We start from the raw sequence: 25,962 nt of genomic DNA on the forward strand, positions 1-25,962 counted from the left end.
CGGGTCAGGGGATCAGCTTGTAGCCGCCGGGCTCGGTGACCAGGATGCGGGCGTTCGACGGGTCGGCCTCAATCTTCTGCCGCAGCCGGTAGATATGCGTCTCGAGCGTATGGGTCGTGACGTTGGAGTTGTAGCCCCAGACCTCGGTCAGCAGGGTGTCGCGCCCCACCACGGCCTGGCCGGCCCGGTAGAGATAACGCAGGATCGCGGTCTCCTTCTCGGTGAGCTTGAGCTTGGAGCCCTTCTCGGTGGTCAGCAGCTTCGATCCCGGCCGGAACGTGTAGGGGCCGATCTGGAAGACCGCGTCCTCGCTGGCCTCGTATTGGCGCAGCTGCGCCCGGATGCGGGCGAGCAGCACCGCGAACTTGAACGGCTTGACCACGTAGTCGTTGGCGCCCGCCTCCAGGCCCATTACCGTGTCGGTGTCGGACCCTTGCGCCGTCAGCATGATGATGGGGCTGCGGAAGCCGCCCTGGCGCATGACCTTGACCGCGTCGCGCCCGTCCATGTCGGGGAGGCCCACATCCATAATGGCGAGGTCGATCCGGTCGCCCTTGACGGCCTCGATGGCGCCCGTTGCCGTTTCCGCGGTCGAGACGCGGAACTCGTCGTACAGGCCGAGCTGTTCGGCGAGAGTGTCGCGCAGGTCCTGATCGTCGTCGACGACAAGGAGGCGGCTGGCATTCGACATCGGAAACCCTTCAACGCAGTGGATCGGGCAGGCGGCGGAACGGCTTGGGACCGATTGATATCGGCAAGGCCGCCCCGTCGGTCAACAACGGCGCCCTTGCCGGACAACCGGATCTCGCCGGTGGCGGATACGAGACGTGCCGTTCAGGATCTTGCCTTAGAGTAGTCATTCCCAGCTTGACAACAAGGGGCGGGCCCTGGCCTTCCACTGCCATGAAACGTGCTTACGTCGCCGTCGTCCGAGTCCATCGCTCCCCGCTCGACCACCGCCGTGGGCGGCTGGAGGCCGGCAATCTCGTGCTGCCCTGCGCGCTCGGCCGCTCCGGAACGCGCCCGGGCAAGCGCGAGGGCGACGGCGCCTCGCCGGTCGGACGCTTCCGCCTGCTCCAGGCCTTCTACCGGGCCGATCACGGGCCCCGGCCCCGCACGGGCCTCGCGCTTCGCCGCATCCGGCCGCGGGACGGCTGGTCGGACGACCCCGCCGACCGGCGCTACAACCGCCTCGTCCCCCTGCCCTGCCCCACGAGCCACGAGAAGATGTGGCGCGACGATCACCTCTACGACGTGGTGCTCGACATCGGCTGGAACCGCGGTCCTATCGTGCGGGGCCGCGGCAGCGCCATCTTCCTCCACCTCGCCCGCTCAGGGTTCACGCCGACCGAGGGCTGCGTCGCCGTCGACCGGCGCATGATCCGCCGCCTGCTCGAGCGGATCGGCCCGAAGACCCGGATCGAGATCGTCGGGTGATGGCGTTTCCGCGACTTCACTGAGCGTGGGAACACCGCTCAACCGCGCATGGTCTCGTAAAACACCTCCGGCCCGTCGATCTCCCGGATCCGTCCCCGGTCGATGAGCAGGAAGCGGGTCCCGATGCTGTTCACGAAGCTCCTGTCGTGCGAGGCCACGATGCAGGTCGCGTCCGAATCCAGGATCTCCGCTTCGAGCTGCTCGCGGCCCGGAATGTCCACGTGGTTCGTGGGCTCGTCCAGGAGATAGACGTTCGGGTACGACAGCCGCAGGGCCAGGAGGCCGAGGCGGGCTTTCTGGCCCAGCGAGAGTTTGCCGATGGGAAGCCCCTGGCGCTCGATGGAGAATCCCGCCTCCGCCAGGACGGCGCGGCTGCGCTGATCGCCGAGGCGGAAGCGCGACAGGATGAAGTCGTGCGCCGTGGTCCGCTCGGGCAGTTGCGACATGTCCTGGTCCACGTAGCCCGGCGCGAGGCTCGGGCTGACCCGGATGCCGGGGACGCTGTCCGGCTCCGTCGCGGCCCGGTGCAGCAGGCGCACCAGCTGGGACTTGCCGGCGCCGTTCCGTCCGAGCACCACGATCCTGTCCTGCTGCGCCACCTCGAGCCTTGGGATCGTGAAGAGACCGCGCCCGTCGGGCGTCGCCACGACCACATTCTCGATCCGCACCAGCACCCGCGCATGCGTGCCCCGGCTGGCGAGCCTGATCTCGCCCGGCCTCTCCTGGTGAAGCGCGCGCGCGCCCTGCTCCAGGGCTTCGGCGCGCCGCTTCATCTGGGCGGACTTCACCTGGGCGGCGTCGCTGCCGCTGTTGATCCCTACGTTGCGCAGCTCCTGGGCGCTCTGGCGCAGGCGCTTCACCTCTTTCAGGGTCTTTTCCTGCTGTGCCTGCGCCGCCGCATCGTGCGCGTCCAGCAGCGCGCGGGCGCGGCGGTACGGATGCGCGAAGGACACGGATTCCCCCGGGCGCAGGAAGAGGGTTTTGGTGGTGCAGGCGTCGAGGAAGTCCCGGTCGTGGCTCGCGACCACGACGGGCGCCCGGTAGCCGGCATTCCCGATCCACGTCTCCAGCCAGAACAGCTTGGCGAGATCGAGATGGTTGGTGGGCTCGTCGAGCAGCAGCAGGTCCGGCTCGGCGATCCAGGCGCGGGCGATCAGCGCGAGCCGCTGCCACCCGCCGCTGAGCGCCCGCATCGGGCGCTCGCGCAGATCGGCCGGCGTCTCGAACTCGTCGAGCACCATGTCGATGCGCCAGTCCTGCCCGTCGCGATCCTCGGGATCGAGGGCCCGGTGCAGGACCTCGCGAAGGGAGAGATCGAGGAGGTGTACCGGCACCTCCTGCTCGACGAGGCCGATGCGCAAACCGCGCGAGCGGACGATCTCGCCCGAGGTCGGCTCGGCGAGCCCGGCGAGGCATTTGAGCAGCGTGGACTTGCCGGCGCCGTTGGCGGCCACGAGGCCGATGCGGTCGCCCTCGCCGATGACGAGGTTGAGGTTCTGGAACAGGGGATTCGCGGCGAGCACGCCGACATTGCGGAGGCTGATGGAGCCCATGGGTCATCTCATTGGTCTTGCGCGGAAAAACCATCGCGCGATAGCGGGAACGTCCGTCTTTCCGCCGGCCGCTTCGACGAAGCGCGGCGGACGAGCCGTTCAGAGCTGACCAGAATGGGATGAGGACCAGGGGAGCATTGTCAGCACCGGCGAAAGGCCGGTTGTGCGGCTGAAAATGCTGGGAGGAAACCCCTCGTCACATCCGATCGATGGCCGGCCCTGCAACAAGCTGCTGCAGGGCATGCCAGGGGCCGAACATGCGTAGATGCATCGCTTCACACATGCAGCCCTCCTGTGGTTCGAACGTGGATCGATGGGTTAAGCTTAGCGGCCGTCCATGCGGGAGGCAACTCCCGCCGCCTATTCGGCGGAAGCGGCCGTCGCGATGACGGACTTCATCCAGCGGAGCGCAGGCTCCTGCTGGCCCGCCTGCGACCAGAGCAAGGTGAGGTCGGAGCGCCGCACCGGAGTCATCCGCAGGAGCCTTAAGGTCGGATGGCTGCGCACCAGCACGGCCGCGGTGTGGTCGGGCAGCGACGCGATCAGGTCGGTCCCGGTCAGCACCTCGCCGAGGCCCGCATAGCTCGACAGGAGCAGGGAGAAGTTGCGGCGCTTGCCGCTGCGGGCCAGGACCACGTCGAGATAATTCTGCATCACCGGCCACGGGAGCGGATAGACCTGAGGCTGGGAGAGATACGCGGCTGTCTCGATGGCGTCGGGCCCGTCGTAGAGGGCCGATTTCGGCCCGACCAGCACCACGAGCTCGTCCTCGCGCACCACGGCGGATCCCACGTTGTCGCTGGCAAGGGTGTGCCCGCCGACCGACAACACGAAGTCCACCCGGCCGCTCGCGAGGTCGTTCTCGTAGCTGCGCCGCTCGAAGGGCTCGACCGCGAGCGTCATGCCGGGAGCCGCCTCCCGCATGGCCGCGACGATGCGCGGGACGAGGCTGAGGTCGAGGGCGCCCGGCGCCACGATCCGGATGTTGCGGGTCGAGCGGGCGGGGTCGAAGGCCGCGTCGCTTGCCCGGGACGGGTCGAGCTGGAGATCGAGGCTCGCGGTGAAGACCGCCAGCGACCGTTCGAGGGCCGCTGCGCGGGGCGTCGGCACCATGAGGGCGCCCGAGCGCACGAAGAGCGGGTCCCCGAAGGCGCGCCGCAGGCGGGCGAGCGCGTGGCTTACGGCCGAGGGCGTGATGAAGAGCCGCTCGGCCGTGCGGGCGACGCTGCGCTCCTCCAGCATGCATCCCAGAACCTTCAGCAGGTTCAGGTCGAGCCGTCGCCAATCCATGAACATTCCCCTGAATGCGGTTCAGCCGGAGCTGAAGACATGTCACTTCATTCAGCATTCCGGCCCGGCTATAGCCGAGTTGCTTTCGCAACGACAGGGCTCTTCGCCATGCCATCAGGAACGAAAATCTCCATCACGCGCCGGACGGCGCTCGCCGGCTCCTTTCTGGCGATTCCAGCCCTCGCCGGCCGGGCCGCCGCGCAGGACCCGAAGGCCCGGCTCGCAGACCTGGAGCGCCGGCACGGCGGCCGCCTCGGGGTCGCCATCCTCGACACGCAGACCGGTCGGCGGATCGAGCACCGGGCCGGGGAACGGTTTGCCATGTGCAGCACGTTCAAGGCCGTGGCGGCCGCCCTCGTGCTCGCCCGGGTCGATCGCGGCGAGGAGCGCCTCGACCGCCACATGACCTTCACGAAGGCCGATCTCGTGCGCTGGTCGCCCGTGACGGAAAAGCACGTCGGCACCGGCATGACCATGGCTCAGATCTGCGAAGCGGCGATCACTTCGAGCGACAACACCGCCGGCAACCTCATGCTCGAGAGCTTCGGCGGGCCTGCGGCCCTCACGGCTTATGCGCGCACGCTCGGGGATTCCATGACGCGCCTCGACCGGATCGAGACCGCCCTGAACGAGGCGACGCCCGGGGACCCGCGCGACACCACCACGCCGGCCGCGATGCTCGGCACGATGGAGAAGCTGCTTCTCGGAGAGGCCCTGTCGGGTCCTTCGCGCGAGCAGCTCACTGCCTGGCTCGTCGCCAATAAGACCGGCGACAGGCGCATCCGGGCGGCGTTGCCGCGGGACTGGCGCGTCGGCGACAAGACCGGCACCGGCGACAACGGCGCCGCCAACGACATCGCGATCCTCTGGCCGCCCGGCCGCGGCTCTATTCTGATCGCCGCCTACTATGCCGAGGCCAAGGCGACGGACGAGCAGCGCAACGCGGTGCTGGCGGACGTCGGACGGGTCGCCGCGACCCTGTAGGAGGCTGGGTCGGGATCAAGCGTTCCGCGGCCTAGTCCCGAAGATCGCGCTCCCCACCCGCACATGGGTGGCGCCGAGCTGGATCGCCTCGTCGAAATCGGCGCTCATGCCCATGGACAGGGTTTTCAGGCCCTGGCGCTTGGCGATCTGGTTGAGCAGGGCGAAATGCGGCGAGGGCGGGTCCTCGGCCGGCGGGATGCACATGAGCCCTTCGATCTCCAGGCCGTAGGTCGTGCGGCAGGCCTCCAGGAAGGCGTCGATGTCGCCGGGCGCCACGCCGCCCTTCTGCGGCTCCTCGCCGGTGTTCACCTGGACCAGCAGGCGGGGCTTCCTGCCCGACTTCCCGATCTCCTTGGCGAGCGCCTCGGCGAGCGAGGGCCGGTCGAGGGTGTGGATCGCGTCGAAGAGGGCCACCGCCTCCTTGGCCTTGTTCGACTGCAGCGGCCCGATGAGGTGGAGCTCGACGTCCGCGTAGCGCTCGCGTAAGCCGGGCCACTTGGTCTTGGCCTCCTGCACGTAGTTTTCGCCGAAGACCCGCTGGCCTGCCGCCAGCACGGGCTCGATGTCCTCCGCCGGAAAGGTCTTGGACACCGCCACCAGGGTGACGGAGGCCGGGTCGCGGTCGTAGTCGGACGCGGCGCGCCGGATGGCGGCGCGCACCTCGTTCAGGCCTTGGACCGGGTCGTGATCGCTCATATGCATCCTCTCGGGGGCCCTCACGCGCGCGAAGCCGTTGACCGCGCGGGAGAGCTGTGTCCTAGTCCGCCGCAACCCGGCGGCGCAAGCCGCTTCGACTTTTAGCTGACGGATAGTGACGAAAAATGAGGCCTGAGCGCTACAACGCCAAGGAAGCCGAGCCGAAATGGCGGAAGGTCTGGAACGAGCGCGACCTGTTCAAGACCCCCAACAACGACCCGCGGCCGAAATACTACGTGCTCGAGATGTTCCCGTATCCGTCCGGGCGCATCCACATGGGCCACGTCCGCAACTACACCATGGGCGACGTGGTGGCGCGCTACAAGCGCGCCAAGGGCTTCAACGTGCTGCACCCGATGGGCTGGGACGCCTTCGGCATGCCGGCCGAGAACGCCGCCATGCAGAACAAGGTCCACCCGAAGGAATGGACCTACGCCAACATCGCCACCATGCGGGCGCAGCTGCAGTCCATGGGCCTGGCCATCGACTGGAGCCGCGAGATCGCAACCTGCGATCCGTCCTACTACAAGCACCAGCAGCGCATGTTCCTGGACTTCCTGGAGGCCGGCCTCGTCGACCGCAAGACCGCGAAGGTGAACTGGGACCCGGTGGACCAGACCGTGCTGGCCAACGAGCAGGTGATCGACGGGCGCGGCTGGCGCTCGGGCGCCCTGGTGGAGAGCCGCGAGCTCACCCAGTGGTTCTTCAAGATCACCGACTATGCCGAGGACCTGAACGCGAAGCTCGAGGAGCTGGACCGCTGGCCCGAGAAGGTGCGCCTGATGCAGCGCAACTGGATCGGCCGCTCCGAGGGCCTGCTGGTCCGCTTCGCGCTGCAGCCCGACACGACCCCGAACGGCGAGAGCGAGCTCGAGATCTACACCACGCGCCCCGACACCCTGTTCGGCGCGAAGTTCATGGCGGTCGCGCCCGACCATCCGCTGGCCCGCGCCGCTGCCGAGAAGAACCCGGAGCTCGCCGCCTTCATCGAGGAGTGCAAGCGCATCGGCACCGCCCAGGAGGCGATCGAGAAGGCGGAAAAGCTCGGCTTCGACACCGGCATCCGGGCGCAGCACCCGTTCGACCCGAACTGGACGCTGCCTGTCTACGTCGCGAACTTCATCCTGATGGAATACGGCACCGGCGCCATCTTCGGCTGCCCGGCCCACGACCAGCGCGACCTGGACTTCGTGAACAAGTACGGCCTGGGCAACACCCCCGTGGTGTGCCCGCCGGACACGGATCCGGCCGCCTTCGTGATCACCGACGAGGCCTATGACGGCGAAGGCCGGATGATCAATTCCCGCTTCCTGGACGGCATGACGATCCAAGAGGCCAAGGAGGAGGTCGCCCGCCGCCTGGAATCCGAGACCCGCGCCAACCGCCCGGTGGGCGAGCGCAAGGTCAATTTCCGCCTGCGCGACTGGGGCATCTCGCGCCAGCGCTACTGGGGCTGCCCGATCCCGATCATCCACTGCGATGCCTGCGGCGTCGTGCCGGTGCCGAAGGACCAGCTGCCTGTGGTGCTGCCCGAGGACGTCTCCTTCGACGTGCCCGGCAACCCGCTCGACCGGCACCCGACCTGGAAGCACGTGGACTGCCCGCATTGCGGCGGGAAGGCCCGGCGCGAGACCGACACCATGGACACCTTCGTGGACTCGTCCTGGTACTTCGCGCGCTTCACCGATCCGGACCTCGCGGACCTGCCGGTGGAGCGGTCGGTGGTCGATTCCTGGCTGCCGGTGGACCAGTATATCGGCGGCATCGAGCACGCGATCCTGCACCTGCTCTATTCGCGCTTCTTCACCCGCGCGATGAAGAAGGCCGGCCACGTGAGCCTGGACGAGCCCTTCGCGGGCCTGTTCACGCAGGGCATGGTGGTGCACGAGACCTACAAGGACCAGAGCGGCGCCTGGGTGCTGCCCGGCGACGTGCGCATCGAGTCCGACGGCGCGAACCGCAAGGCGGTCCACGTGACGACCGGCGCGCCGATCGAGATCGGTTCGATCGAGAAGATGTCGAAGTCCAAGAAGAACACGGTCGATCCGGACGAGATCATCGCGTCCTACGGGGCCGACACGGCGCGCTGGTTCATGCTGTCCGACTCGCCGCCGGAGCGCGACGTGATCTGGACCGAGGAAGGCGTGCAGGGCGCGGGCCGCTTCGTGCAGCGCGTATGGCGCCTCGTGGGCGAGATCGCCGACCGCAGCGCCGCGGCCGGCGACGGCGCCGCAGCCGAGGGACCCATCGGCACCGCCGTCCGCAAGGCCGCCCACAAGGCCCTCGCGGCCGTCGAGGAGGACGTGGAGCGCCTGCGCTTCAACCGCTGCGTGGCGCAGATCTACGAGCTCGCCAACAGCCTGCAGGACCTGCTGGCCCGCTCCAAGAACGCCGACGAGCCGGGCCTGGCCGAGGCCTTCCGCGAGGCCGGCCGCATCTTTGTGCAGTTGCTCGCCCCGATGATGCCGCACCTCGCCGAGGAATGCTGGCAAAGCTTGAGCCAGCCGGGCCTGGCGGCCGAGGCCGCATGGCCGGCGGTGGAGCGCTCCCTGCTGGTGGAGGACACCATCACACTGCCGGTGCAGGTCAACGGCAAGAAGCGCGCCGACGTCACCGTCGCCCGCGACGCGGATCAGTCCGCCATCGAGGCGGCCGTGCTCTCGCTTGACGCCGTGCAAAAGGCTATGGAAGGCAAGCCTGCCCGCAAGATCATCGTCGTTCCCCAGAGGATCGTGAATGTCGTCGCTTAATTTCAGGGGCCTTGCCCGCGTCGCTCTCGTCGCGGGCCTCTCTCTCGGCCTGTCCGCCTGCTTCCGTCCCCTCCACGGGCCGACGGCCTCCGGCCAGTCGCTGCAAACCATGCTGGCCTCAATCGATGTGCCAGAGATTGACTGGCCGGAGGCCTATGCCCGCTTCGGCCATTACCTGCGCAGCGAGCTGATCTACGCCCTCAATGGATCGGGCCAGGACCTGCCAAAGCGCTACGTGCTGAACCTGTCATATACCCAGTCGATCAGCACGCCGGTGGTCGACAGCGTGTCCGGGCGCGCGCTTTCGGCGACGCTCACGGGCAGCCTCACCTACACCCTGAAGGAAGGCCCGACGGTGATCACCACCGGCGTCGCGACAGAGTCGGCCTCCTACGACCGCTTCGAGCAGCGCTTCGCCACCGTGCGCGCCGGCCGCGACGCGGAGATCCGCCTCGCCAAGGAGCTGGCCGAGCAGGTCAAGACCCGCCTGCAGGCGGAACTCTCGCGCCGGTAAGCCGCTATGGTGGCCGTGAAAGCCGGTGACGTGGAAGGGGCGCTGCGGCGCCCTGATCCGCGCATCGGCGTCTTCCTGTTCTACGGACCGGACATCGGCCTCATCAACGAGCGCGCCAAGGCCCTGGCCGAACGCTCGGTGACCGACCCGGCCGATCCGTTTCAGCTGATCCGCATCGACGGCGACGACATCGCGGCCGATCCCGGCCGCCTCGCAGACGAGGCCGGCACCATGGGGCTGTTCGGCGGCAAGCGTGCCCTGTGGATCAAGTCGACCTCGCGCAACATCGCGCCTGCCGTCGACGCCGTCCTCAAGGGCGAATTGCAGGACACGGTGATCGTGATCGAGGGCGGCGACCTCCAGAAGTCCTCGCCCCTGCGCACCCTCTGCGAGAAGTCCCAAAAGGCGCTCGCCCTCCCGTGCTACGCGGATTCAGGGAAAGACCTCGGGGCGGTCGTGGACGAGACCCTGAAGCAGAACGGCTTTTCCATCGGCCGCGAGGCGCGCACCGCGCTGCTGGCGAGCCTCGGCGGCGACCGCCTCGCCACCCGTGGCGAGCTCGCCAAGCTGATGCTCTATGCCCGCGGCCAGTCCGAGATCACCCTGGCGGACGTGGACGCGATCATGAGCGACGTGTCGAGCCTTGCCATGGATTCGGTGGTCGACGCCGCCTTCGGGGGCGACGGCACCGGCCTCGAGACCGGCTCCCGCCGGCTCGCGGCGGAAGGCGTGAACGCCTCCACCGTGCTCGGCGCCGCCCTCCGTCATGCCCTGATGCTGCTGCCGGCCCGTCTTTCGGTCGAGGAGGGCCGGCCGGTCGGCGCGGTGGTCGAGGGCATGCGCTCCCTGCATTTCCGCCGCAAGCCCCAGATCGAGCGCCATCTTCAGCGCTGGACCTCCGACAGCCTCCGGCATGCGATCCAGCTCCTGCAGACGAGCCTACTGGAAACCCGTCGCCTGTCCGACCTGGACGACACGATCGCGGCCAAGACCCTGCTCGACCTGGCACGGGCGGCCCGGCGGTAGATCGGCGCAGCGCCGCGGCACCCTCTCGGGGCTTTGCGCGTTGATCCGGCATGACCGAAACCCTCAGGCTCGGCTCCGTCCCGGTTCAGCGACCTCCCGGCGTCGTCGCTTCCGCGGTCTATGCGGGCGGACGACGGATCACCGAGATCCCGATCGAGCAGGCCGGCGAGTGGTCGCGCAAGCCCGACCACATGGTCTGGATCGGCCTCCACGAGCCGAGCCTCGACCTCCTGCGGCAGGTCCAGGCCGAGTTCGGCCTCCACGACCTCGCCATCGAGGACGCCCTCAAGGCGCACCAGCGGCCCAAGGTCGAGCAATATGGCGAGGCCCTGTTCGTGGTGGCCCGGACGGCACAGATGCTCGACGGGCGCATCGCCTTCGGGGAGACGCACCTGTTCGTCGGACGCGGCTACGTGGTGTCGGTCCGGCACGGCGCGTCCACATCCTACACCCCGGTGCGCGAGCGCTGCGAGGCGGCCCCGAAGGCCCTGTCGGCCGGCGAGGATTTCATCCTCTATGCGATCCTCGACTTCATCGTCGACAATTACATGCCGGTGATCGAGACCATCCAGGCCGAGGTCGAGGAGATCGAGGACGGGATCCTGGCGGTCCAGTTCTCGCAGGACCAGGTGACGCGCCTGTACCAGCTCCGCCGCGACCTGCTGCGCCTGCGCAACGCCGTCGTGCCGCTGGTGGAGGTATGCCGTCGGCTCGAGCATCCGGGCCTGCCGGGGATCGACGCCACGATGCATCCGCTCTTCCGGGACGTGTCCGACCATATCCGCCGGGTCCAGGAGGAGATCGAGTCCTTACGCGAGGTGCTGGCCTTCGCGTTCGAGACCAGCCTGATGACCGGTCAGGCCCAGCAGACCGAGATTACCCGCAAGCTCGCGGCCTGGGCGGCCATTCTGGCGGTTCCGACCGCCGTCGCCGGCATCTACGGCATGAACTTCGACGCCATGCCGGAGCTGCATTGGAAATACGGCTATGCGGTCGTGCTGGCGGCGATCATCCTGGTCTGCGCGTGGCTCTACCGGCGCTTCAGGCTCAATCACTGGCTATAAGACCGCCGATGAGTCTCACCCGAGCTCGAAGGTGGTGATGCCGTAGATCCGCGCCAGCGGCAGGCTGGGCGCGGGCCCGCGGTACATGCGGGCCGTCTCGAAGACCGGCGCGAGCCCGTGGCGAGTGGCGAGCCGGACGGCCGCCTCGTTCGGCTCCGGCAGGTCTAGGAAGACCGGTGCGCCGCCAGCCTTCGCCCCGAGAGCCCGGAACAGGAGGTCGGCCGCCTCCTCATGGTCGGCGAAGAGCGGCCCGATCTTGAAGCCGCTCCCGCATTCGCGCACGACGCCGTAGCCCCTCAGCGCCCCCTCCTCCACGAAGGCCAGGGCGGCACGGCGGTCCGGCCGGAGCCAGCAGCGCAGGAAGGATTCCCGCGGGGCCGGAAAGAGCGACCGGTCATAGGCGAGGACCGCTTCCGTGAGCGTCGGCCCGACCGCCTGGAGGCGGATGTCGGACGGGGCCTGGAGCGCCGGTGTCCCGCCGTAGCGCACGTTGCGGTGCGCCAGGACGAAACCGGATCTGGCGTAGTTCGGCTGCTGCGCCACGACCCCGTCGAGGCCGACGGTGCAGCCGTCGAGATGCGCCATGCCCTCCTGCCAGAGCCGGCGCCCGAAGCCGCGCCCGCGCTGGTCCGGCCGGACGATGTAGAGGCCCAGGAATCCGAAGCCCGCGGAGTAGCGCACGACCGAGATCGACGCCACCGGCTCATCGCCGAGATAGCCGACCAGGAACCCGTCCGGGTCGGCGGCCTGGAAGCACTCGGCATCCTTCAGACCGGGGTTCCAGCCCTCCGCCGCCGCCCGTTGGAGCGCAAGATCGAGGTCCGCCCGATCCATGACCCGGATGGTCAGTTCAGGGTCCATGGCGCCTCTCCCGTCCGGGCCGGCACGCCAGGGTCAATCGACCTTGGCGCCGGAGGCCTTCACCACCTTGGCCCATTTCTCGTGCTCCGCCTTTACGTAAGCCGCGAGCTCGTCCGGGCTCATCGGCTTGATCTCGCCGCCGAGATCCGCGAAGCGCTTCTGGAGCTCCGGGGTTTCCAGCGCCTTGCGGACCTCCTGGTTCAGCCTGGCGACGATCTCGGGCGGGGTGCCCTTCGGGGCGAAGAGCGCGAACCAGCTCGAGGCCTCGAAGCCGGGCAGGCCCGCTTCCGCCAGGGTCGGCCTGTCGGGGATGGCCGGCGAGCGCTGGGCCGAGGTGACGGCGAGGGCTCTGAGGTTGCCGGCGCGGACCTGCTCGATGGAGGACGGCAGGTTGTCGAACATCACGTCCACCTGGCCGCCGATGAGGTCGTTTACGGCCGGGCCGCTGCCGCGATAGGGCACGTGCGGCATCTCGATCCCGGTCATCTGCTTGAACAGCTCGCCCGAGAGATGGATCGAGGTGCCGTTGCCCGAGGACGCCATGGTGAACTTGCCGGGCGCGGCCTTCGCCTCGGCGATGAACTCCTGCACGCTTGTCGCCTTCACCTTCTTGGGGCTCACCACCATCAGGTTCGGAACGCCCGCCACATAGGCCACGGGCGCGAAGTCGGTGAGCGCATCGTAGGGCATCTTGGCGTAGAGGCTCGGATTGATCGCGTGGGTGCCGACCGTTCCCATGACGAGCGTGTAGCCGTCGGGCTCCGCCTTCGCGACCGCGTCGGTGCCGATGTTGCCCCCTGCCCCGCCGCGGTTGTCGATGATGAACTGCTGCCCCAGCGACCCGGACAGCTTCTCGCCCACGAGCCGGGCGAAGATGTCGGTGGTGCCGCCCGCCGTGAAGGGCACGATGAGGCGCACCGGACGCTGCGGATAGGCCGCTTGCGCGAAGGCGACGCCCGTCGTCAGGGTGGCGGTGAGGCCGAGGGCGAGGCCCAGCATGAGGCGGCGGGTCGGGCTTGAGGCGAAAGGCATGGCGGCTCCCTGGGTATTTGTGTCGTTGGGATGATGACGTTGGGTCACAACTCGCCATGAGAGCGCAGCCGCCAATGGAGGGCAACCCGGAAGGCTCCTGTTACGCGGCGTTCAGAAAGTCGCGGTATGGGTTGTACCCGATCGGCTCGCGCGCGGGAGGATGTGCCTTGGTGATTCGCTTGTTCGGAAGACCGGCTGCGGTGCTGCTTCTCGCCTGTTGGGCCCTTGGCCCGGCCGCGGCGCAGGACGTCGGCGACAAGCTGGAATTGTGCATGTCCTGTCACGGAGAGACCGGCAAGCCGCAGGTGCAGGGCGTGCCCGCGCTGGCCGGGCGTCCAGTTCATGACCTCTCAGCCCAGCTGCGTCTGTTCCGCAGCGGCGAGCGGCAGAACCCCCAGATGGTGATGGCGAAGCGTCTCACCGACGAGGAGATCGAGGCCCTGGCGGCCTATTTCGCCAAGCAGGACCCGAAGTCGGGATCGTAGCCCAGTCGGGCCGCAGCCGCCCCCGGACGACACAACGCCCGTCGGGTTAGAGCCGGACGGGCGTCTTGCTGTGGGCTTTTACGGATTGAGCCGCCGGCACAACCCGTCGAGCTGCTCCAGGGTCTTGTAGCGGATGCGCAGTTCGCCGCCCTGCCCCTTGTGGTCGATGGAGACCGTCAGTCCCAGCACGTCCTGGAGGGCCTTTTCGAGGGCGCGGGTGTCCGGATCCTTCACGGGCTTCACGGCCGACTTGGTCTCGAGCTTCGGCGGCTTGCCCTGGTCCCCTTGGGCGATCTCCTCGACCTGGCGGACGCTGAGGCCCTGGTCGAGAATCCGCTTGGCGGTGCCGACCGGGTCGCTCACGGCCAGGAGGGCGCGGCCGTGGCCGGCGCTGATCTGGCGGTCGATGAGCAGCTTCTTCACCGGCTGCGGCAGGTCCGTCAGACGCATCATGTTGGCGATGTGGCTGCGGCTCTTGCCGATGATCTTGGACAGGTTCTCCTGCGTGTAGGAAAACTCGGCCATAAGGCGCGAATAGCCCTCCGCCTCCTCGATCGGGTTGAGGTCGGCGCGCTGGACGTTCTCCAAGATTGCGTATTCCAGCGAGGTCTTGTCGTCGATCTCGACGATCACCACCGGCACCTCGTGCAGGCCCGCGGCCTGCGCGGCGCGCCAGCGGCGCTCGCCGGCGACGATCTCGTAGGCGTCGGGCGTGTTCGGCATCGGCCGGACCACGATCGGCTGGATGATGCCGCGGTCGCGGATCGACTGGGTGAGCTCCTTGAGCTCACCGTCCTCGAACACTTTCCGCGGGTTGCGCGGGTTCGGACGCAGGAACTCGACCGGGACCTTGCGCTGGCCGCGGCCACGCTCGACCACGGTCATCTCGTCCCCGACCTCGCCGATGAGCGCCGCCAGTCCCCGGCCCAAACGCGACTTGCCTTCGTCTGCCATACCTGTCTCTCGATTGTGTTGGGAACTTACGCGGCGCGCAGCGCACGCTCACGCTGGATGATTTCGGACGCGAGCCTCAGGTAGGCCTGCGACCCGGCGCATTTCAGATCGTAGAGCAGGACCGGCTTGCCGTGGGAGGGCGCCTCGGACACGCGCACGTTCCGCGGGATCATGGTCTCGTAGACCTTGCTGCCCATGAACTGGCGCACGTCCGCCACCACCTGGCCGGAGAGGTTGTTGCGCGGGTCGAACATGGTCAGCACCACGCCGTGGATGGTCAGCTTCGGGTTGAGGGCCGAACGGACCTGCTCGACCGTCTTGAGCAGCTGGCTGAGACCTTCCAGCGCGAAAAATTCGCATTGGAGGGGCACCAGAACGGCGTCAGCGGCGGTCAAGGCGTTGATGGTCAGGAGATTCAGCGAAGGCGGGCAATCGATCAAAATATAGGTAAAGGGATTCGTTACATCCCCGCCCATCAGAGCCTTGATCGCGTTGCGCAGGCGATGGGCACGGTCACGCTGGCTCGCGATCTCCAATTCGACGCCGAGCAGGTCGAGAGTCGACGGCGCGACGAATAAGCCTGGCACCACCGTCTCGGTGATGGCGCTCTCGAGCGACGCTTCCCCGGTCAGCACGTGATAGGTCGAGACCCTGCGGCTCTTGCGGTCGATACCGAGGCCGGTCGAGGCGTTGCCCTGCGGGTCCAGATCGAGGATCAGGACCTTCTCGCCGATGGCCGCGAGCGCGGTGCCGAGATTGATGGCCGTGGTGGTTTTTCCGACGCCACCCTTCTGGTTGGCGAGAACCAGAATGCGGGGCTGTGCCGGCGCTCCTGCGTCGGGTCCGGTGCGGTCGGTGGTCATGAACGACTCTCAATGGAAGTGATGCGGAGAATCCTGGCTTCGGAATCGGTCCGGCTTGGCAGGATCTCGATGTCGAATGTCCACGATTTGCGAGCCTCGGTCAATTCAATCTCGGCGTCCCGGCCCTTGGGGAAGAGGCCCATTGTCCCCGCTTTCAACAGCGGCGCGGTCCAGTCGAGAAGCTGCGACAGGGATGCCAACGCCCGGGCGGAGACCACATCGGCCTTGCCGACGAAGCCCGGAATAACGGCTTCGAGCCGCGCCTCGTGCACGGTGGCGTGCACGCCTGTGAGCCGGGCGATCTGGCGCAGGAAGGCGCATTTGCGGGAATTGCTCTCGACGAGGTCGACCTTCAGGCCACGCTCGAACCCGGCGATAGCGAGAACAAGGCCGGGGAAGCCGGCGCCGGATCCGAGGTCGAGCCAGGTCTTGGCATCGGGTGCGAGATCGAGGAGCTGGAGCGAGTCGACGATGTGCCGGTCCCAGATGTGGTCGAGTGTGCCGGGTCCAACGAGGTTCTTGATTGCCTGCCAGCGGCGAAGCTCCCGTTCGAGCAGAGCGAGCCTCTCCTTTGTTTCACGTGAAACATCGAAAGCGTCGAGGTGGCCGACACCGGCTGCAGGAGTAGAGCTGCTCATGCGGCGGTCTCGCTCGGCACCCTGGCGGAGAGCTTCCGGGCATGCGCCGCCAGCAGCGTGAGAGCCGCTGGCGTGATACCCTCGATGCGGGCAGCCTGACCAAGGGTCGCCGGGCGTACGAGATCCAGCTTGGCCTTGATCTCGTTCGACAGGCCGGCGAGGCTACGGAAGTCGAGCCCCTCTTCCAGCACGATGCCCTCGTCGCGGCGGTAGGCGGCGATATCAGCTTGCTGCCGGTCCATATAGACCGCATAGGTGGCGTCCGTCTCGAGACGCTCGCGCACGGTTCCAGAGACGGAGCCGAGCTCCGGCCACAGGCGGATGAGGTCGTCCCAGCCGATATGCGGGTAGGAGAGAAGCTGATAGGCGCTGCGACGGATCCCGTCCTGGTTCAGCTCGAGGCCCTGCCGCGCTGCCTCCTTCGGAGTGGCCGTGAGGCCGCGAAGCTGCCCGGCCACGCGCCGGATCTCCTCCTGGGACCGGCCGAAATGCTCCTGGCGGTCCCGGCCGACACAGCCGAGGTCGAGACCCTTCGGGGTCAGCCGCTCGTCGGCATTGTCGATGCGCAGGCTCAGCCGGTACTCGGAGCGCGAGGTGAACATGCGATAGGGTTCGCTGACGCCCCTGGTGATCAGGTCGTCGATCAGCACCCCGATATAGGACTCGGCCCGGTCGAACACCGCGCCGTCCTGTCCTGCGGCGCGCCGGGCAGCGTTAAGGCCGGCGACCAAGCCCTGGGCTGCGGCCTCCTCGTAACCCGTGGTGCCGTTGATCTGGCCCGCGAGGAACAGCCCGCTTACCGCCTTCGTCTCCAGGCTGGCCGTCAGGTTACGCGGATCGACGTAATCGTACTCGATGGCATAGCCCGGCTGGAGCATGCGGACCTTCTCGAGTCCCGGGATCTGGGGCAGCAGGGCGAGCTGCACATCCTCGGGGAGGGAGGTCGAAATCCCGTTCGGATAGACCGTGATGTCGTCGAGGCCCTCCGGCTCCAGAAAGATCTGATGGGTCTCGCGGTCGGCGAAGCGCACCACCTTGTCCTCGATGGATGGGCAATAGCGCGGCCCCCTGCCCTGGATGTCACCAGCATACATCGGCGCCCGGTGGAGATTGGCCCGGATCAGGTCGTGGATCCCTGCCGTCGTGCGGGTGATTCCGCATTCGATCTGAGGCGTGGTGATCTCGCCGGTGAGGTGGGAGAACGGCACCGGCTCGTCGTCGGCGGCCTGTTTTTCGACCCCGGCCCAGTCGATGGTGCGGCCGTCCAGGCGGGGCGGCGTGCCGGTCTTCAGGCGGCCGAGGCTGAAGCCGAGTCGGGCGAAGGTTTTGGGCAGTCCGAGCGAGGGGCGCTCGCCCATGCGGCCCGCCGGGATCTTGCGCTCGCCGATATGGATCAGCCCCGACAGGAAGGTCCCTGTGGTGATGACGACGGCGCCGCAGGCGAGGGTGCGCCCGTCGGTCAGGAGCAAGCCGGACACCCGGTCGCCCGTCGTGATCAGGTCGTCGGCCTCGCCTTCGATGATGGTCAGGTTCGGCGTCCGGGACAGCTCCGCCTGCATGGCGCGGGCATAGAGCTTGCGGTCGGCCTGGGTGCGGGGACCGCGAACGGCGGGTCCCTTGCGGCGATTGAGCAGGCGGAACTGAATGCCGGCCTTGTCGGCGATCCGACCCATCACGCCGTCGAGGGCGTCGATCTCGCGGACGAGGTGCCCCTTGCCGAGCCCGCCGATGGCCGGGTTGCAGGACATGGTACCGATCGTGCCGGCCTTGTGGGTGACGAGAGCGGTGCGCGCGCCCATGCGGGATGCGGCAGCCGCGGCCTCGGCGCCGGCATGTCCACCGCCGACAACGATCACGTCGAAATGTTGGGTCATTCTTGTCTCCAGGACAGGCGTCTACGGCCTGTTCGGATCCGGGTCAAAGGGCAAAATGTTTCACGTGAAACATCCGCTCCGACGAACCGGTCGTCCACAGTCTATGCACCGATTCTCAGACGCTTGTCAGGTCCCGATCCACACACCATTCCGTGCTTTAGCCACAGCTTCGCGGCCTCATAATGGCTCATTTCCCGATGCAGAAGCTGGAGAACAGCCGGTCGAGCACGTATTCCACATCGACGCGCCCAGTGATCTCCCCCACGGCACGAGCGGCGAGCCGGACCTCCTCGGCGATCAGCTCGAGCGGACCGCTCACGATCATCATCTCCAGGGCGCGCGACACCGACTCTCCGGCCCGCTCGAGCGCCTTGCGGTGCCGCTCCCGGGTGAGCACCGCATCGCCCTGGCCGAGCATCGCCTGCGCCTCGGCCTCAAGGGCGTGGATCAGCGCCGGCATCCCTTCCCCGGTGGCCGCCGACAGGGACAGATCGACATCGTCCCGGACCTGATTGAGGTCCGCCTTCGTGGCGACCCGGATCAAGCGCCGCGCCTGCGGAGGCTCCCCCTCCCCTCCCTCGGGCGGAACGAGCCAGAGCACCACGTCCGCGTCCCGGGCGCGCGCTCGGGCCCTGGCGACGCCCTCCTGCTCGATGAGGTCCTCGCTCTCGCGCAGCCCCGCCGTATCGACGATCGCCACCGGTAGGCCGCCGAGATCGCAATGAACCTCGATCAGGTCCCGGGTCGTCCCGGCGATCGGCGACACGATGGCAACGTCCCGTTGCGCCAGGGCATTGAGCAGGGTCGACTTGCCGGCATTGGGCGGACCGGCCAGAACCACGGTCAGGCCCTCGCGCAGGCGCTCGCCGCTGCGATTTTCCAGCACCCGGTGGAAGTCGTCCCGAAGGCGGGCGAGGCGGCCGGTGATCTCCGTCTCGAGATCCGCGGGCACGTCCCCCTCGTCCGAGAAGTCGAGGCAAGCCTCCAGCAGGGCCAGGACCCCGAGGATCTCCTCCCGCCAGGTCTCGGCGATGTTGCTGAGCCGGCCGCCGAGCTGGACCAGCGCCTGACGCCTCTGCGCTTCGGTCTCGGCATCGATCAGGTCCGCCAGGCCCTCGACCCGGCTCAGGTCCATGCGGCCGTTGAGAAAGGCCCGCCGGGTGAACTCCCCGGCCTCCGCAGCCCGGCATCGGTCGAGGGAGCCCAGCGCCCGCAGCACCGCCGTCCGCGTGGCGAGGCCGCCATGGATGTGGAGTTCGGCCTGGTCCTCACCGGTGAAGCTCTGCGGCCCCGGCATCCACAGCACGAGCGCCTGGTCGAGCGGCTCGCCGGAGGCAGGATCCTTCAGGGTCCGCACGACGGCCCGTCGCGCCGCCGGCACACCTCCCGCCATCGTTTCGAGAATGAATCGACTTTTCCCGCCGCTGATCCGGATCAGGCAGACCGCGGAGCGGCCGTGCCCGGAAGCCGTGGCGAAGATTGTGTCGTCCGAGTGCATGGGCATGAACCTTGAAGGCCGAAAGGATTTACACTGAAGGGATAGGAGATCCGTCTGGGATCCGACGGCCCGCGTCCCGCCGCGATCGCACAAACCCAGCAGGAGCCGGGACGATGAACCGCCTGAAGGACGCCTCCTCCCCTTACCTCCTGCAGCATCGGGACAATCCCGTCCACTGGTGGGAATGGGGCCCGGAGGCCTTCGCCGAGGCACGGGCTCGGGATAAGCCTGTCCTGATCTCCATCGGCTACGCCGCCTGCCACTGGTGCCACGTGATGGCCCATGAGAGCTTCGAGGACGAGGCCGTGGCGGCGGTGATGAACGAGCTCTTCGTCAATATCAAGGTCGACCGCGAGGAGCGGCCCGATGTCGACCATGTCTACATGAGCGCGCTTCAGGCCCTGGGAGAGCAGGGCGGCTGGCCGCTCACCATGTTCCTGACGCCGGATGGCGAACCGTTCTGGGGCGGCACCTACTTTCCGAAGGAGCCGAAATTCGGCCGTCCGGGCTTCGTCCAGATCCTGCACGAGATCTCCCGCATCTACAGGAGCGAACCGGAGCGCATCCGGCACAACGCGACGGCCCTGAAGGATCACCTCGCCAAGGCGACGGAGACCGACGGCGGGGCTTTCTCCCGGGCCGATCTCGACCAGCTCGGGTCCCGACTCGCCGGCATCATGGACACGGAGAACGGCGGCCTGCCCGGCGCTCCCAAATTCCCCAACCCGCCGATCCTCGAATTTGTCCTGCGCCACGCCCGCCGCACGGGCGACGGCGGCTCCCGCAGCCGGTTCCTCCTCACCCTGGAGCGCATGGCACTGGGCGGCATCCGCGACCATCTCGGCGGCGGCTTCGCCCGCTATTCCGTCGATGCGCAATGGCTCGTGCCGCATTTCGAAAAGATGCTCTACGACAATGCCCAGCTCCTCGAACTCTACGCCGTGGCCTACGCAGAGACGAAGCGCCCCCTTTTCCGCGACGCGGCAGAAGGGATCGTCACTTGGCTCGCCCGCGAGATGACCCTGCCGGACGGCGGCTTCGCGTCGAGCCTCGATGCGGATTCCGAGGGCGAGGAAGGGCGCTTCTACGTTTGGTCCGAACAGGAGGTTCGGGACGTCCTGGGCCAGGATGCGGACTTGTTCTGCAAGGTTTACGACGTCACCGCAGCGGGGAACTGGGAGGGCACGAACATCCCGAACCGGCTCATCGCCGGAGAGGCGCCGCCTGCCGTCGAGGAGCGCCTGCGGGACATGCGGGCGAGGCTGCTCGAACGGCGAGCCGCTCGCATCCGCCCCGGGCTCGACGACAAGGTGCTGGCCGACTGGAACGGCCTCATGATCGCGGCGCTGGTGCGTGCCGCCCCCCTGCTCGATCATCCGGAATGGGTAGAACTCGCCCGAAAGGCGTATCGTTTCATCCGCGAATCGATGACCCGCGACGGGCGGCTCGGCCATTCCTGGCGCGACGGGTCGCTCATCTTTCCCGGATTCGCCCTCGATCACGCGGCCATGATGCGTGCGGCCCTGGCGCTCCACGAAACGACGGCGGACGGTGCGTGTCTCCGGGATGCGCAGGCTTGGCGCGACGTCCTGCTGACGGTTTACCGGGTCCCGGAGACCGGCGTTCTCGCCATGACGGCCGCCGGCGCCGACCCGCTCGTGGTCCGGCCGCAGCCCACCCATGACGATGCGGTGCCGAACGCCAACGGGGTGTTCGCCGAGGCGCTGGTGCGGCTCGCCCAGATCACCGGATCGCAGGCCGATCACCGACAGGCCGAGGAAGTGCTGACCCGCCTTCTCGGGGTGGCGCGCTCCGCCCCTCTCGGCCATACCTCGATCCTCAACGCCCTCGACCTGCACCTGCGCGGCGTCGGCATCCTGGTCACGGGAAACGGCGCGGAGGAGCTGCGCGCGGCTGCCCTGCGGCTGCCCTATCTCGACCGCACTCTCCATGTCGTGTCCGAACCCGAGAAGCTCGATGCGGATCATCCGGCCAGGAGCCTTGCAGCCTCGACCACGGGCCCCCAGGCTCTGGTCTGCGCCGGGATGCGCTGCTCGCTCCCGGTGACCGATCCGGCGGCCCTGCGGGAGCGGGTGCGGGAGATGCTGTCCGGCTGACCGGGAACCGGCAATCGCCGGCAGGCTTTGTCCGATCTGACCGCCATCTCCCGGAGCCCCGATGTTCTTTTTCTTCTCCAACCGGCTGGGCTGCGCCGGCTCCCTGCTGATCTCCGCCGTCCTGACCGTGGTCGTCCTGGCCCTGATGGGCGTGTTCTGAGGATCGATCCGGCCCCACGTTTCATCCCGGCGGCTCGCAGAGCCGGGAAGGGGATCCAGTCTTCAGCTGGTCATGTCAATGGATCCCCTTCCCTCGCTGGGCTCGCCCGGGATGACACGAACCGGGCTCGGGACCTCCACCTTGACGCTGCCGTCCTAACGGCACCATCACCAGGCATGACACTCTTCCTGCGCGCTGCCACTCCCGCCGACGTTCGGACGCTGTTCGCGATCCGCACCGCCGTCCGCGAGAACCACATGTCCCTCGACGAACTCGTGGCTGCCGGCGTGACCCCGGACAGCGTCGCCGATCTGGTGCAAAGCCCGGATGCCGGAACATGGATCGGCTTGTGGGATGGAGAGCCTGCGGGCTTCGCCATGGCGCGGCAGGATCCCGGCGACGTGTTCGCACTGTTCGTGCTGCCGGAGATGGAGGAACGGGGCGTCGGACGGGCGCTCCTGACGCAGGCGGAAGCTTGGCTCGCCTCCCGCGGCCTCGCATGCGCCTGGCTCCTCACCGGCGGCGGACCAGGGCTGAGGGCCGCGGCCTTCTACGAGGCGCGCGGCTGGGTCGCTGCGGGCCGTGAGCACGACGGGCAGATCCGGTTCACGAAGCGGCTTGCGGCATCTTCAGTTGGGGAGGAAACACATTTCCGGACCCGGTGAATGATGCGATTGCTCATGCCTGGATCGAATGAGCACCGTGTCATCCCCGGCGACCGCGCAGCGGTCGGGAAGGGGATCCAATCTCTTGCCCGTGCAACCCCATGGTTTCCCTTCCCTCCGAGGGCTGCGTCCTCTTCGGCCAGGAATGAAAGGGGGAGAATCAACCCAACGAAAAACCCCACCCTCGCGGCCGAGGATGGGGTCTGGTCGTCTTGCAATTGACCTAACGTCAGGTGTTCATCGAATCGAAGAATTCCTGGTTCGACTTGGTCTGCCGCAGCTTGTCGAGCAGGAACTCGATCGCGTCCACGGTGCCCATCGGGTTGAGGATGCGGCGCAGCACGTACATCTTCTTGAGCGTGTCGCTCGGCACCAGCAGCTCCTCCTTGCGGGTTCCGGAGCGGGTGATGTCGATGGCCGGGAAGGTGCGCTTGTCGGCGACCTTGCGGTCCAGGATGATCTCGGAGTTGCCGGTGCCCTTGAACTCCTCGAAGATCACCTCGTCCATGCGCGAGCCGGTGTCGATCAGCGCGGTGGCGATGATGGTGAGCGAGCCGCCCTCCTCGATGTTGCGCGCCGCGCCGAAGAAGCGCTTCGGGCGCTGCAGGGCGTTGGCGTCGACGCCGCCGGTGAGCACCTTGCCGGAGGACGGCACCACCGTGTTGTAGGCGCGGCCCAGGCGCGTGATCGAGTCGAGCAGGATGACCACGTCGCGGCCGTGCTCCACGAGGCGCTTGGCCTTCTCGATCACCATCTCGGCGACCTGCACGTGGCGCGAGGCCGGCTCGTCGAAGGTGGAGGCCACGACCTCGCCCTTCACGGAGCGCTGCATGTCGGTCACCTCTTCCGGACGCTCGTCGATGAGCAGCACGATGAGGTAGCATTCCGGATGGTTGGTGGTGATCGACTGCGCCACGTTCTGCATCAGCACCGTCTTGCCGGTGCGCGGCGGCGCCACGATCAGGGCGCGCTGGCCCTTGCCGATCGGCGACACGATGTCGATGATGCGCGGCGAGAAGTCTTTTCTCGTCGGATCGTCGATTTCGAGCTTGAAGCGCTCGTGCGGGAAGAGCGGCGTCAGGTTGTCGAAGTGAACCTTGTGCCGGATCTTCTCCGGATCCTCGAAATTGATGGTGTTGACCTTGAGCAGCGCGAAGTAGCGCTCGCCCTCCTTCGGGCCGCGGATCGGGCCGTCCACCGTGTCGCCGGTGCGCAGGCCGAAGCGGCGGATCTGGGACGGCGACACGTAGATGTCGTCCGGACCCGGCAGGTAGTTCGAATCGGCCGAGCGCAGGAAGCCGAAGCCGTCCTGCAGCACCTCGACCACGCCTGCCCCGATGATCTCCACCTCGCGCGCCGCGAGCTGCTTCAGGATGGCGAACATGAGCTCCTGCTTGCGCATGGTGCTCGCGTTTTCCACCTCGAGCTCCTCGGCGAAGGCGATGAGTTCGGTCGGCGTTTTGGATTTCAGGTCTTGAAGCTTGATTTCCCTCATCGGGGAACACTCTCGGGTAGGGTTCGCGGGCAGAATGGAGGACTGAACGCGGGAGGAGTTTAGGGGAACGTTCGACAGGGCCGCCAGTTCACGGACCGTGACTTGAAGGACCTTACCGGCCCTGCGCAGCGCACCTGTCTTTAGGGAAGAGAATTCTCTTATAGCTGCGTTCGCGGATTTTCTCAAGCCCCGTTTGGATCACCCTTTCGGGAGGAGCCAGGCTGAGCATTGAAGGGAGATGGCATCGCGCGCTTAATTTTCAGCCGGAACTAAAAGGAACTGAAAATCAAAAGTACCCACTGGCGCAGCTCTCTCAAGAGCGGCGTCAGAACGAAAAGAAGGGGAATCACGATCTGCCAGAAGAGAGGAAGGCGGTGAGGAAGGCGGTTCATTCCATCGGCTCCTTGATTGAGTCCGACCCAGTATCGGTGCTCTTTTCCGAAGCGCACCGCACAGGCCGAACTCACTCATTTTGGCTTGAAAGAATCGCCGTTAAGCGCGCCTCCTCCCATCAGAACGGCTTCACGATCACGAGAATCACGATGCCGATCATCAGCACGGTCGGGACCTCGTTGAGGATGCGGTAGTACTTCGCCGGCCGGGTGTTCTTGTCGGCGGCGAAGTCCTTCAGGCGGCGGACATAGACGCCGTGCACGCCCGACAGGATCAGCACGAGAAGCACCTTCGCGTGCAGCCAGCCGTCCGTGTACCAGCCGCCCTGCCAGATCAGGATGAGGCCGAACACCCAGGTGGCGACCATGGCCGGGTTGATGATCGCCTTGAGCAGGCGACACTCCATGATCTTAAACGTGTCGGATTGGATCGAGCCCTTCGGGGCGTCGCAATGGTAGACGAAGAGCCGCGGCAGGTAGAGCATGCCGGCCATCCAGGCGATCACCGAGATGACGTGAAGCGCCTTGATCCACAGATACAGCATCGTCTCAGGCCCCCCTGACGCGCGCGATCAGCTGCGCCACGTGATCGACGGGGGTCTCCGGCAGGATGCCGTGCCCCAGGTTGAAGATGTGCGGCCGCCCCTTCGCGGCCGACAGGATGTGGTCGATCCCCTGCTCCATCGGCGTCCCGCCGGCGATGAGCGCGAGCGGGTCGAGATTTCCTTGAGTTGCCACGGAGGCGGGCAGCGTCGGCAGCACCAGCGCCGGATCCAGCGTCCAGTCGAGGGCGAGCCCGTCGCCGATCCCGACCTCCGCGAAGCGTCGGAGATGCGCGCCCCCGCCGCGCACGAACACGATCGCCTTGGCGTGCGGCCGTGCGCTCTTGAGCCCCTCCACCATCCGGCGGATCGGGTTCAGGGAGAGCTGGTCGAAGAGCGCCGGCGGCAGGGCGGAGCCGAAGCTCTCGAAGATCTGCACGGCCTCGGCGCCCGCATCGATCTGGCGGACGAGATAGGCCGTGGAGGCGACGACCAGCCGGTCGATGAGCGACGCCATGAAGGCGGGGTCGCGGTAGGCGGTGAGGCGGGCCGGCGCCTGATCCGGGGTGCCCTTGCCGGCGATCATATAGCTCGCCACCGTCCAGGGCGCGCCGCAGAAGCCGAGGAGCGTCGTCTCCTTCGGCAGAGAATGGCTCAGGCGGTCCAGGGTCTCGAAGACGGGATTCAGGCGCTCCAGCGGGAGCTCGTCGGCAAGCCTGGAGAAATCCTTCGCCGAGGTGATCGGATCGAGCTTCGGTCCCTCGTTCTCGACGAAGCGCACGTCCTGGCCGAGCGCATGCGGGATGACCAGGATGTCGGAGAACAGGATCGAGGCGTCGAAGCCGAAGCGGCGGATCGGTTGAAGCGTCACCTCCTCGGCAAGCCTCGAGGTGTAGCAGAGATCCAGGAAGGAGCCGGCCTGCTTCCGGGTCTCGCGGTATTCCGGCAGGTAGCGGCCGGCCTGACGCATGATCCAGATCGGCAGAGGCCAGACCGGCTCGCCGTTCAGCACGCGCAGGATCGCTTTGGTGGGACGCTCGCTCACAGGCCCTCTCTTAAAAGAATAATTCTT

At 67.5% G+C, this 25,962-nt stretch carries 23 protein-coding genes; 9 read left to right on the forward strand and 14 right to left on the reverse strand.

The features are described from left to right. Positions 1-4: 4 nt before the first annotated feature. The gene (locus DES45_RS02425; RefSeq protein ID WP_114768365.1) at positions 5-691 is read right to left on the reverse strand and encodes a response regulator transcription factor; all 687 of its coding nucleotides are present in this window, start codon (positions 689-691) and stop codon (positions 5-7) included. A gap of 212 nt (positions 692-903) precedes the next feature. Between DES45_RS02425 and DES45_RS02430 the strand changes: the two genes are divergently transcribed. Continuing rightward, a complete protein-coding gene (locus DES45_RS02430; protein WP_114768366.1) occupies positions 904-1,437 on the forward strand; it encodes a L,D-transpeptidase family protein in 534 nt (177 codons plus the stop codon). Between the two features lie 38 nt (positions 1,438-1,475). Here DES45_RS02430 and DES45_RS02435 read toward each other — a convergent pair whose 3' ends face one another. Together DES45_RS02435 and DES45_RS02440 are read right to left on the reverse strand one after the other, a co-directional pair. Beyond that, positions 1,476-2,990 (reverse strand): ABC-F family ATP-binding cassette domain-containing protein, encoded by a 1,515-nt coding sequence (locus tag DES45_RS02435; protein ID WP_114768367.1) that lies wholly within the window; start codon positions 2,988-2,990, stop codon positions 1,476-1,478. 360 nt (positions 2,991-3,350) lie between these two features. Beyond that, positions 3,351-4,280, reverse strand: a complete 930-nt coding sequence (locus tag DES45_RS02440; protein ID WP_114768814.1) for a LysR family transcriptional regulator — start codon at positions 4,278-4,280, stop codon at positions 3,351-3,353. Between the two features lie 108 nt (positions 4,281-4,388). On the opposite strand from DES45_RS02440, the gene bla reads away from it, so the two are divergent. Continuing rightward, complete coding sequence (gene bla, locus DES45_RS02445; protein ID WP_114768368.1) at positions 4,389-5,264, forward strand: class A beta-lactamase; 876 nt, start codon at positions 4,389-4,391, stop codon at positions 5,262-5,264. Positions 5,265-5,279: 15 nt separating this feature from the next. Here bla and DES45_RS02450 read toward each other — a convergent pair whose 3' ends face one another. Continuing rightward, positions 5,280-5,960: a YggS family pyridoxal phosphate-dependent enzyme gene (locus DES45_RS02450; RefSeq protein WP_114768815.1), complete on the reverse strand. Its 681-nt coding sequence runs from the start codon at positions 5,958-5,960 to the stop codon at positions 5,280-5,282. Between the two features lie 125 nt (positions 5,961-6,085). Here DES45_RS02450 and leuS point away from each other — a divergent pair, with 125 nt between their 5' ends. Genes leuS through DES45_RS02470 form a run of 4 tightly spaced genes read left to right on the forward strand, consistent with a single transcriptional unit; the run spans position 6,086 to position 11,314 of the window. Continuing rightward, a complete protein-coding gene (gene leuS / locus DES45_RS02455; RefSeq protein WP_114768369.1) occupies positions 6,086-8,710 on the forward strand; it encodes a leucine--tRNA ligase in 2,625 nt (874 codons plus the stop codon). Further along, positions 8,697-9,224: an LPS assembly lipoprotein LptE gene (lptE, locus tag DES45_RS02460; RefSeq protein WP_114768370.1), complete on the forward strand. Its 528-nt coding sequence runs from the start codon at positions 8,697-8,699 to the stop codon at positions 9,222-9,224. Before leuS ends, lptE begins: the two co-directional genes overlap by 14 nt. 6 nt (positions 9,225-9,230) lie before the next feature. Beyond that, on the forward strand, positions 9,231-10,250 hold the full coding sequence (holA, locus tag DES45_RS02465) for a DNA polymerase III subunit delta (protein ID WP_114768371.1): 1,020 nt from the start codon (positions 9,231-9,233) through the stop codon (positions 10,248-10,250). A gap of 50 nt (positions 10,251-10,300) precedes the next feature. After that, positions 10,301-11,314, forward strand: coding sequence for a magnesium and cobalt transport protein CorA (locus DES45_RS02470; protein WP_114768372.1), 1,014 nt, complete (start codon positions 10,301-10,303; stop codon positions 11,312-11,314). A gap of 15 nt (positions 11,315-11,329) precedes the next feature. Here DES45_RS02470 and DES45_RS02475 read toward each other — a convergent pair whose 3' ends face one another. Further along, positions 11,330-12,175, reverse strand: a complete 846-nt coding sequence (locus DES45_RS02475) for a GNAT family N-acetyltransferase (RefSeq protein ID WP_114768373.1) — start codon at positions 12,173-12,175, stop codon at positions 11,330-11,332. A gap of 33 nt (positions 12,176-12,208) precedes the next feature. Beyond that, positions 12,209-13,207 (reverse strand): Bug family tripartite tricarboxylate transporter substrate binding protein, encoded by a 999-nt coding sequence (locus DES45_RS02480; protein WP_114768374.1) that lies wholly within the window; start codon positions 13,205-13,207, stop codon positions 12,209-12,211. Between the two features lie 179 nt (positions 13,208-13,386). On the opposite strand from DES45_RS02480, the gene DES45_RS02485 reads away from it, so the two are divergent. Then, entirely contained in the window at positions 13,387-13,692 is a 306-nt protein-coding gene (locus DES45_RS02485; RefSeq protein ID WP_210210171.1) for a c-type cytochrome, read from the forward strand. Between the two features lie 78 nt (positions 13,693-13,770). On the opposite strand, the gene DES45_RS02490 is transcribed toward DES45_RS02485, so the two are convergent. The 5 genes from DES45_RS02490 to mnmE form a co-directional block, all read right to left on the reverse strand. Continuing rightward, positions 13,771-14,646 (reverse strand): ParB/RepB/Spo0J family partition protein, encoded by an 876-nt coding sequence (locus DES45_RS02490; RefSeq protein ID WP_114768376.1) that lies wholly within the window; start codon positions 14,644-14,646, stop codon positions 13,771-13,773. 26 nt (positions 14,647-14,672) lie between these two features. Next, positions 14,673-15,509 carry a ParA family protein gene (locus tag DES45_RS02495; protein ID WP_114768377.1) on the reverse strand — a complete coding sequence of 279 codons (837 nt, stop codon included), beginning with the start codon at positions 15,507-15,509 and terminating at the stop codon, positions 14,673-14,675. Further along, complete coding sequence (rsmG, locus tag DES45_RS02500; protein WP_114768378.1) at positions 15,506-16,147, reverse strand: 16S rRNA (guanine(527)-N(7))-methyltransferase RsmG; 642 nt, start codon at positions 16,145-16,147, stop codon at positions 15,506-15,508. The genes DES45_RS02495 and rsmG overlap by 4 nt, the downstream gene beginning before the upstream one ends. Beyond that, on the reverse strand, positions 16,144-18,021 hold the full coding sequence (gene mnmG / locus DES45_RS02505) for a tRNA uridine-5-carboxymethylaminomethyl(34) synthesis enzyme MnmG (RefSeq protein WP_114768379.1): 1,878 nt from the start codon (positions 18,019-18,021) through the stop codon (positions 16,144-16,146). Before mnmG ends, rsmG begins: the two co-directional genes overlap by 4 nt. 187 nt (positions 18,022-18,208) lie before the next feature. Next, positions 18,209-19,519, reverse strand: coding sequence for a tRNA uridine-5-carboxymethylaminomethyl(34) synthesis GTPase MnmE (gene mnmE, locus DES45_RS02510; protein ID WP_114768380.1), 1,311 nt, complete (start codon positions 19,517-19,519; stop codon positions 18,209-18,211). 113 nt (positions 19,520-19,632) lie between these two features. Here mnmE and DES45_RS02515 point away from each other — a divergent pair, with 113 nt between their 5' ends. Together DES45_RS02515 and DES45_RS02520 are read left to right on the forward strand one after the other, a co-directional pair. Beyond that, complete coding sequence (locus DES45_RS02515) at positions 19,633-21,636, forward strand: thioredoxin domain-containing protein (protein ID WP_114768381.1); 2,004 nt, start codon at positions 19,633-19,635, stop codon at positions 21,634-21,636. A 336-nt stretch (positions 21,637-21,972) separates the two neighbouring features. Then, positions 21,973-22,461: a GNAT family N-acetyltransferase gene (locus tag DES45_RS02520; RefSeq protein ID WP_114768382.1), complete on the forward strand. Its 489-nt coding sequence runs from the start codon at positions 21,973-21,975 to the stop codon at positions 22,459-22,461. 229 nt (positions 22,462-22,690) lie between these two features. Here the strand turns inward: DES45_RS02520 and rho are convergent, their stop codons facing one another. The 3 genes from rho to hemE all read right to left on the reverse strand — a co-directional run bounded on the left by rho (position 22,691) and on the right by hemE (position 25,935). Continuing rightward, complete coding sequence (gene rho / locus DES45_RS02525) at positions 22,691-23,956, reverse strand: transcription termination factor Rho (RefSeq protein ID WP_114768383.1); 1,266 nt, start codon at positions 23,954-23,956, stop codon at positions 22,691-22,693. A 511-nt stretch (positions 23,957-24,467) separates the two neighbouring features. Continuing rightward, positions 24,468-24,890, reverse strand: coding sequence for a protoporphyrinogen oxidase HemJ (gene hemJ / locus DES45_RS02530; protein WP_170151385.1), 423 nt, complete (start codon positions 24,888-24,890; stop codon positions 24,468-24,470). A gap of 7 nt (positions 24,891-24,897) precedes the next feature. Continuing rightward, on the reverse strand, positions 24,898-25,935 hold the full coding sequence (gene hemE / locus DES45_RS02535; RefSeq protein WP_114768385.1) for a uroporphyrinogen decarboxylase: 1,038 nt from the start codon (positions 25,933-25,935) through the stop codon (positions 24,898-24,900). Positions 25,936-25,962 lie beyond the last annotated feature (27 nt).

This window comes from Microvirga subterranea, assembly GCF_003350535.1.
In the GTDB taxonomy this organism is placed as follows: domain Bacteria; phylum Pseudomonadota; class Alphaproteobacteria; order Rhizobiales; family Beijerinckiaceae; genus Microvirga; species Microvirga subterranea.

Coding starts and splice junctions, on each gene's coding strand:
- DES45_RS02480 (WP_114768374.1), bottom strand. CDS start 13,207: ATGCCTTTCGCCTCAAGCCCGACCCGCCGCCTCATGCTGGGCCTCGCC.
- rsmG (WP_114768378.1), bottom strand. CDS start 16,147: ATGAGCAGCTCTACTCCTGCAGCCGGTGTCGGCCACCTCGACGCTTTC.
- leuS (WP_114768369.1), top strand. CDS start 6,086: ATGAGGCCTGAGCGCTACAACGCCAAGGAAGCCGAGCCGAAATGGCGG.
- DES45_RS02450 (WP_114768815.1), bottom strand. CDS start 5,960: ATGAGCGATCACGACCCGGTCCAAGGCCTGAACGAGGTGCGCGCCGCC.
- DES45_RS02430 (WP_114768366.1), top strand. CDS start 904: ATGAAACGTGCTTACGTCGCCGTCGTCCGAGTCCATCGCTCCCCGCTC.
- lptE (WP_114768370.1), top strand. CDS start 8,697: ATGTCGTCGCTTAATTTCAGGGGCCTTGCCCGCGTCGCTCTCGTCGCG.
- DES45_RS02425 (WP_114768365.1), bottom strand. CDS start 691: ATGTCGAATGCCAGCCGCCTCCTTGTCGTCGACGACGATCAGGACCTG.
- DES45_RS02470 (WP_114768372.1), top strand. CDS start 10,301: ATGACCGAAACCCTCAGGCTCGGCTCCGTCCCGGTTCAGCGACCTCCC.
- bla (WP_114768368.1), top strand. CDS start 4,389: ATGCCATCAGGAACGAAAATCTCCATCACGCGCCGGACGGCGCTCGCC.
- holA (WP_114768371.1), top strand. CDS start 9,231: ATGGTGGCCGTGAAAGCCGGTGACGTGGAAGGGGCGCTGCGGCGCCCT.
- DES45_RS02440 (WP_114768814.1), bottom strand. CDS start 4,280: ATGGATTGGCGACGGCTCGACCTGAACCTGCTGAAGGTTCTGGGATGC.
- rho (WP_114768383.1), bottom strand. CDS start 23,956: ATGAGGGAAATCAAGCTTCAAGACCTGAAATCCAAAACGCCGACCGAA.
- DES45_RS02435 (WP_114768367.1), bottom strand. CDS start 2,990: ATGGGCTCCATCAGCCTCCGCAATGTCGGCGTGCTCGCCGCGAATCCC.
- DES45_RS02515 (WP_114768381.1), top strand. CDS start 19,633: ATGAACCGCCTGAAGGACGCCTCCTCCCCTTACCTCCTGCAGCATCGG.
- mnmE (WP_114768380.1), bottom strand. CDS start 19,519: ATGCACTCGGACGACACAATCTTCGCCACGGCTTCCGGGCACGGCCGC.
- DES45_RS02490 (WP_114768376.1), bottom strand. CDS start 14,646: ATGGCAGACGAAGGCAAGTCGCGTTTGGGCCGGGGACTGGCGGCGCTC.
- DES45_RS02495 (WP_114768377.1), bottom strand. CDS start 15,509: ATGACCACCGACCGCACCGGACCCGACGCAGGAGCGCCGGCACAGCCC.
- DES45_RS02475 (WP_114768373.1), bottom strand. CDS start 12,175: ATGGACCCTGAACTGACCATCCGGGTCATGGATCGGGCGGACCTCGAT.
- mnmG (WP_114768379.1), bottom strand. CDS start 18,021: ATGACCCAACATTTCGACGTGATCGTTGTCGGCGGTGGACATGCCGGC.
- DES45_RS02520 (WP_114768382.1), top strand. CDS start 21,973: ATGACACTCTTCCTGCGCGCTGCCACTCCCGCCGACGTTCGGACGCTG.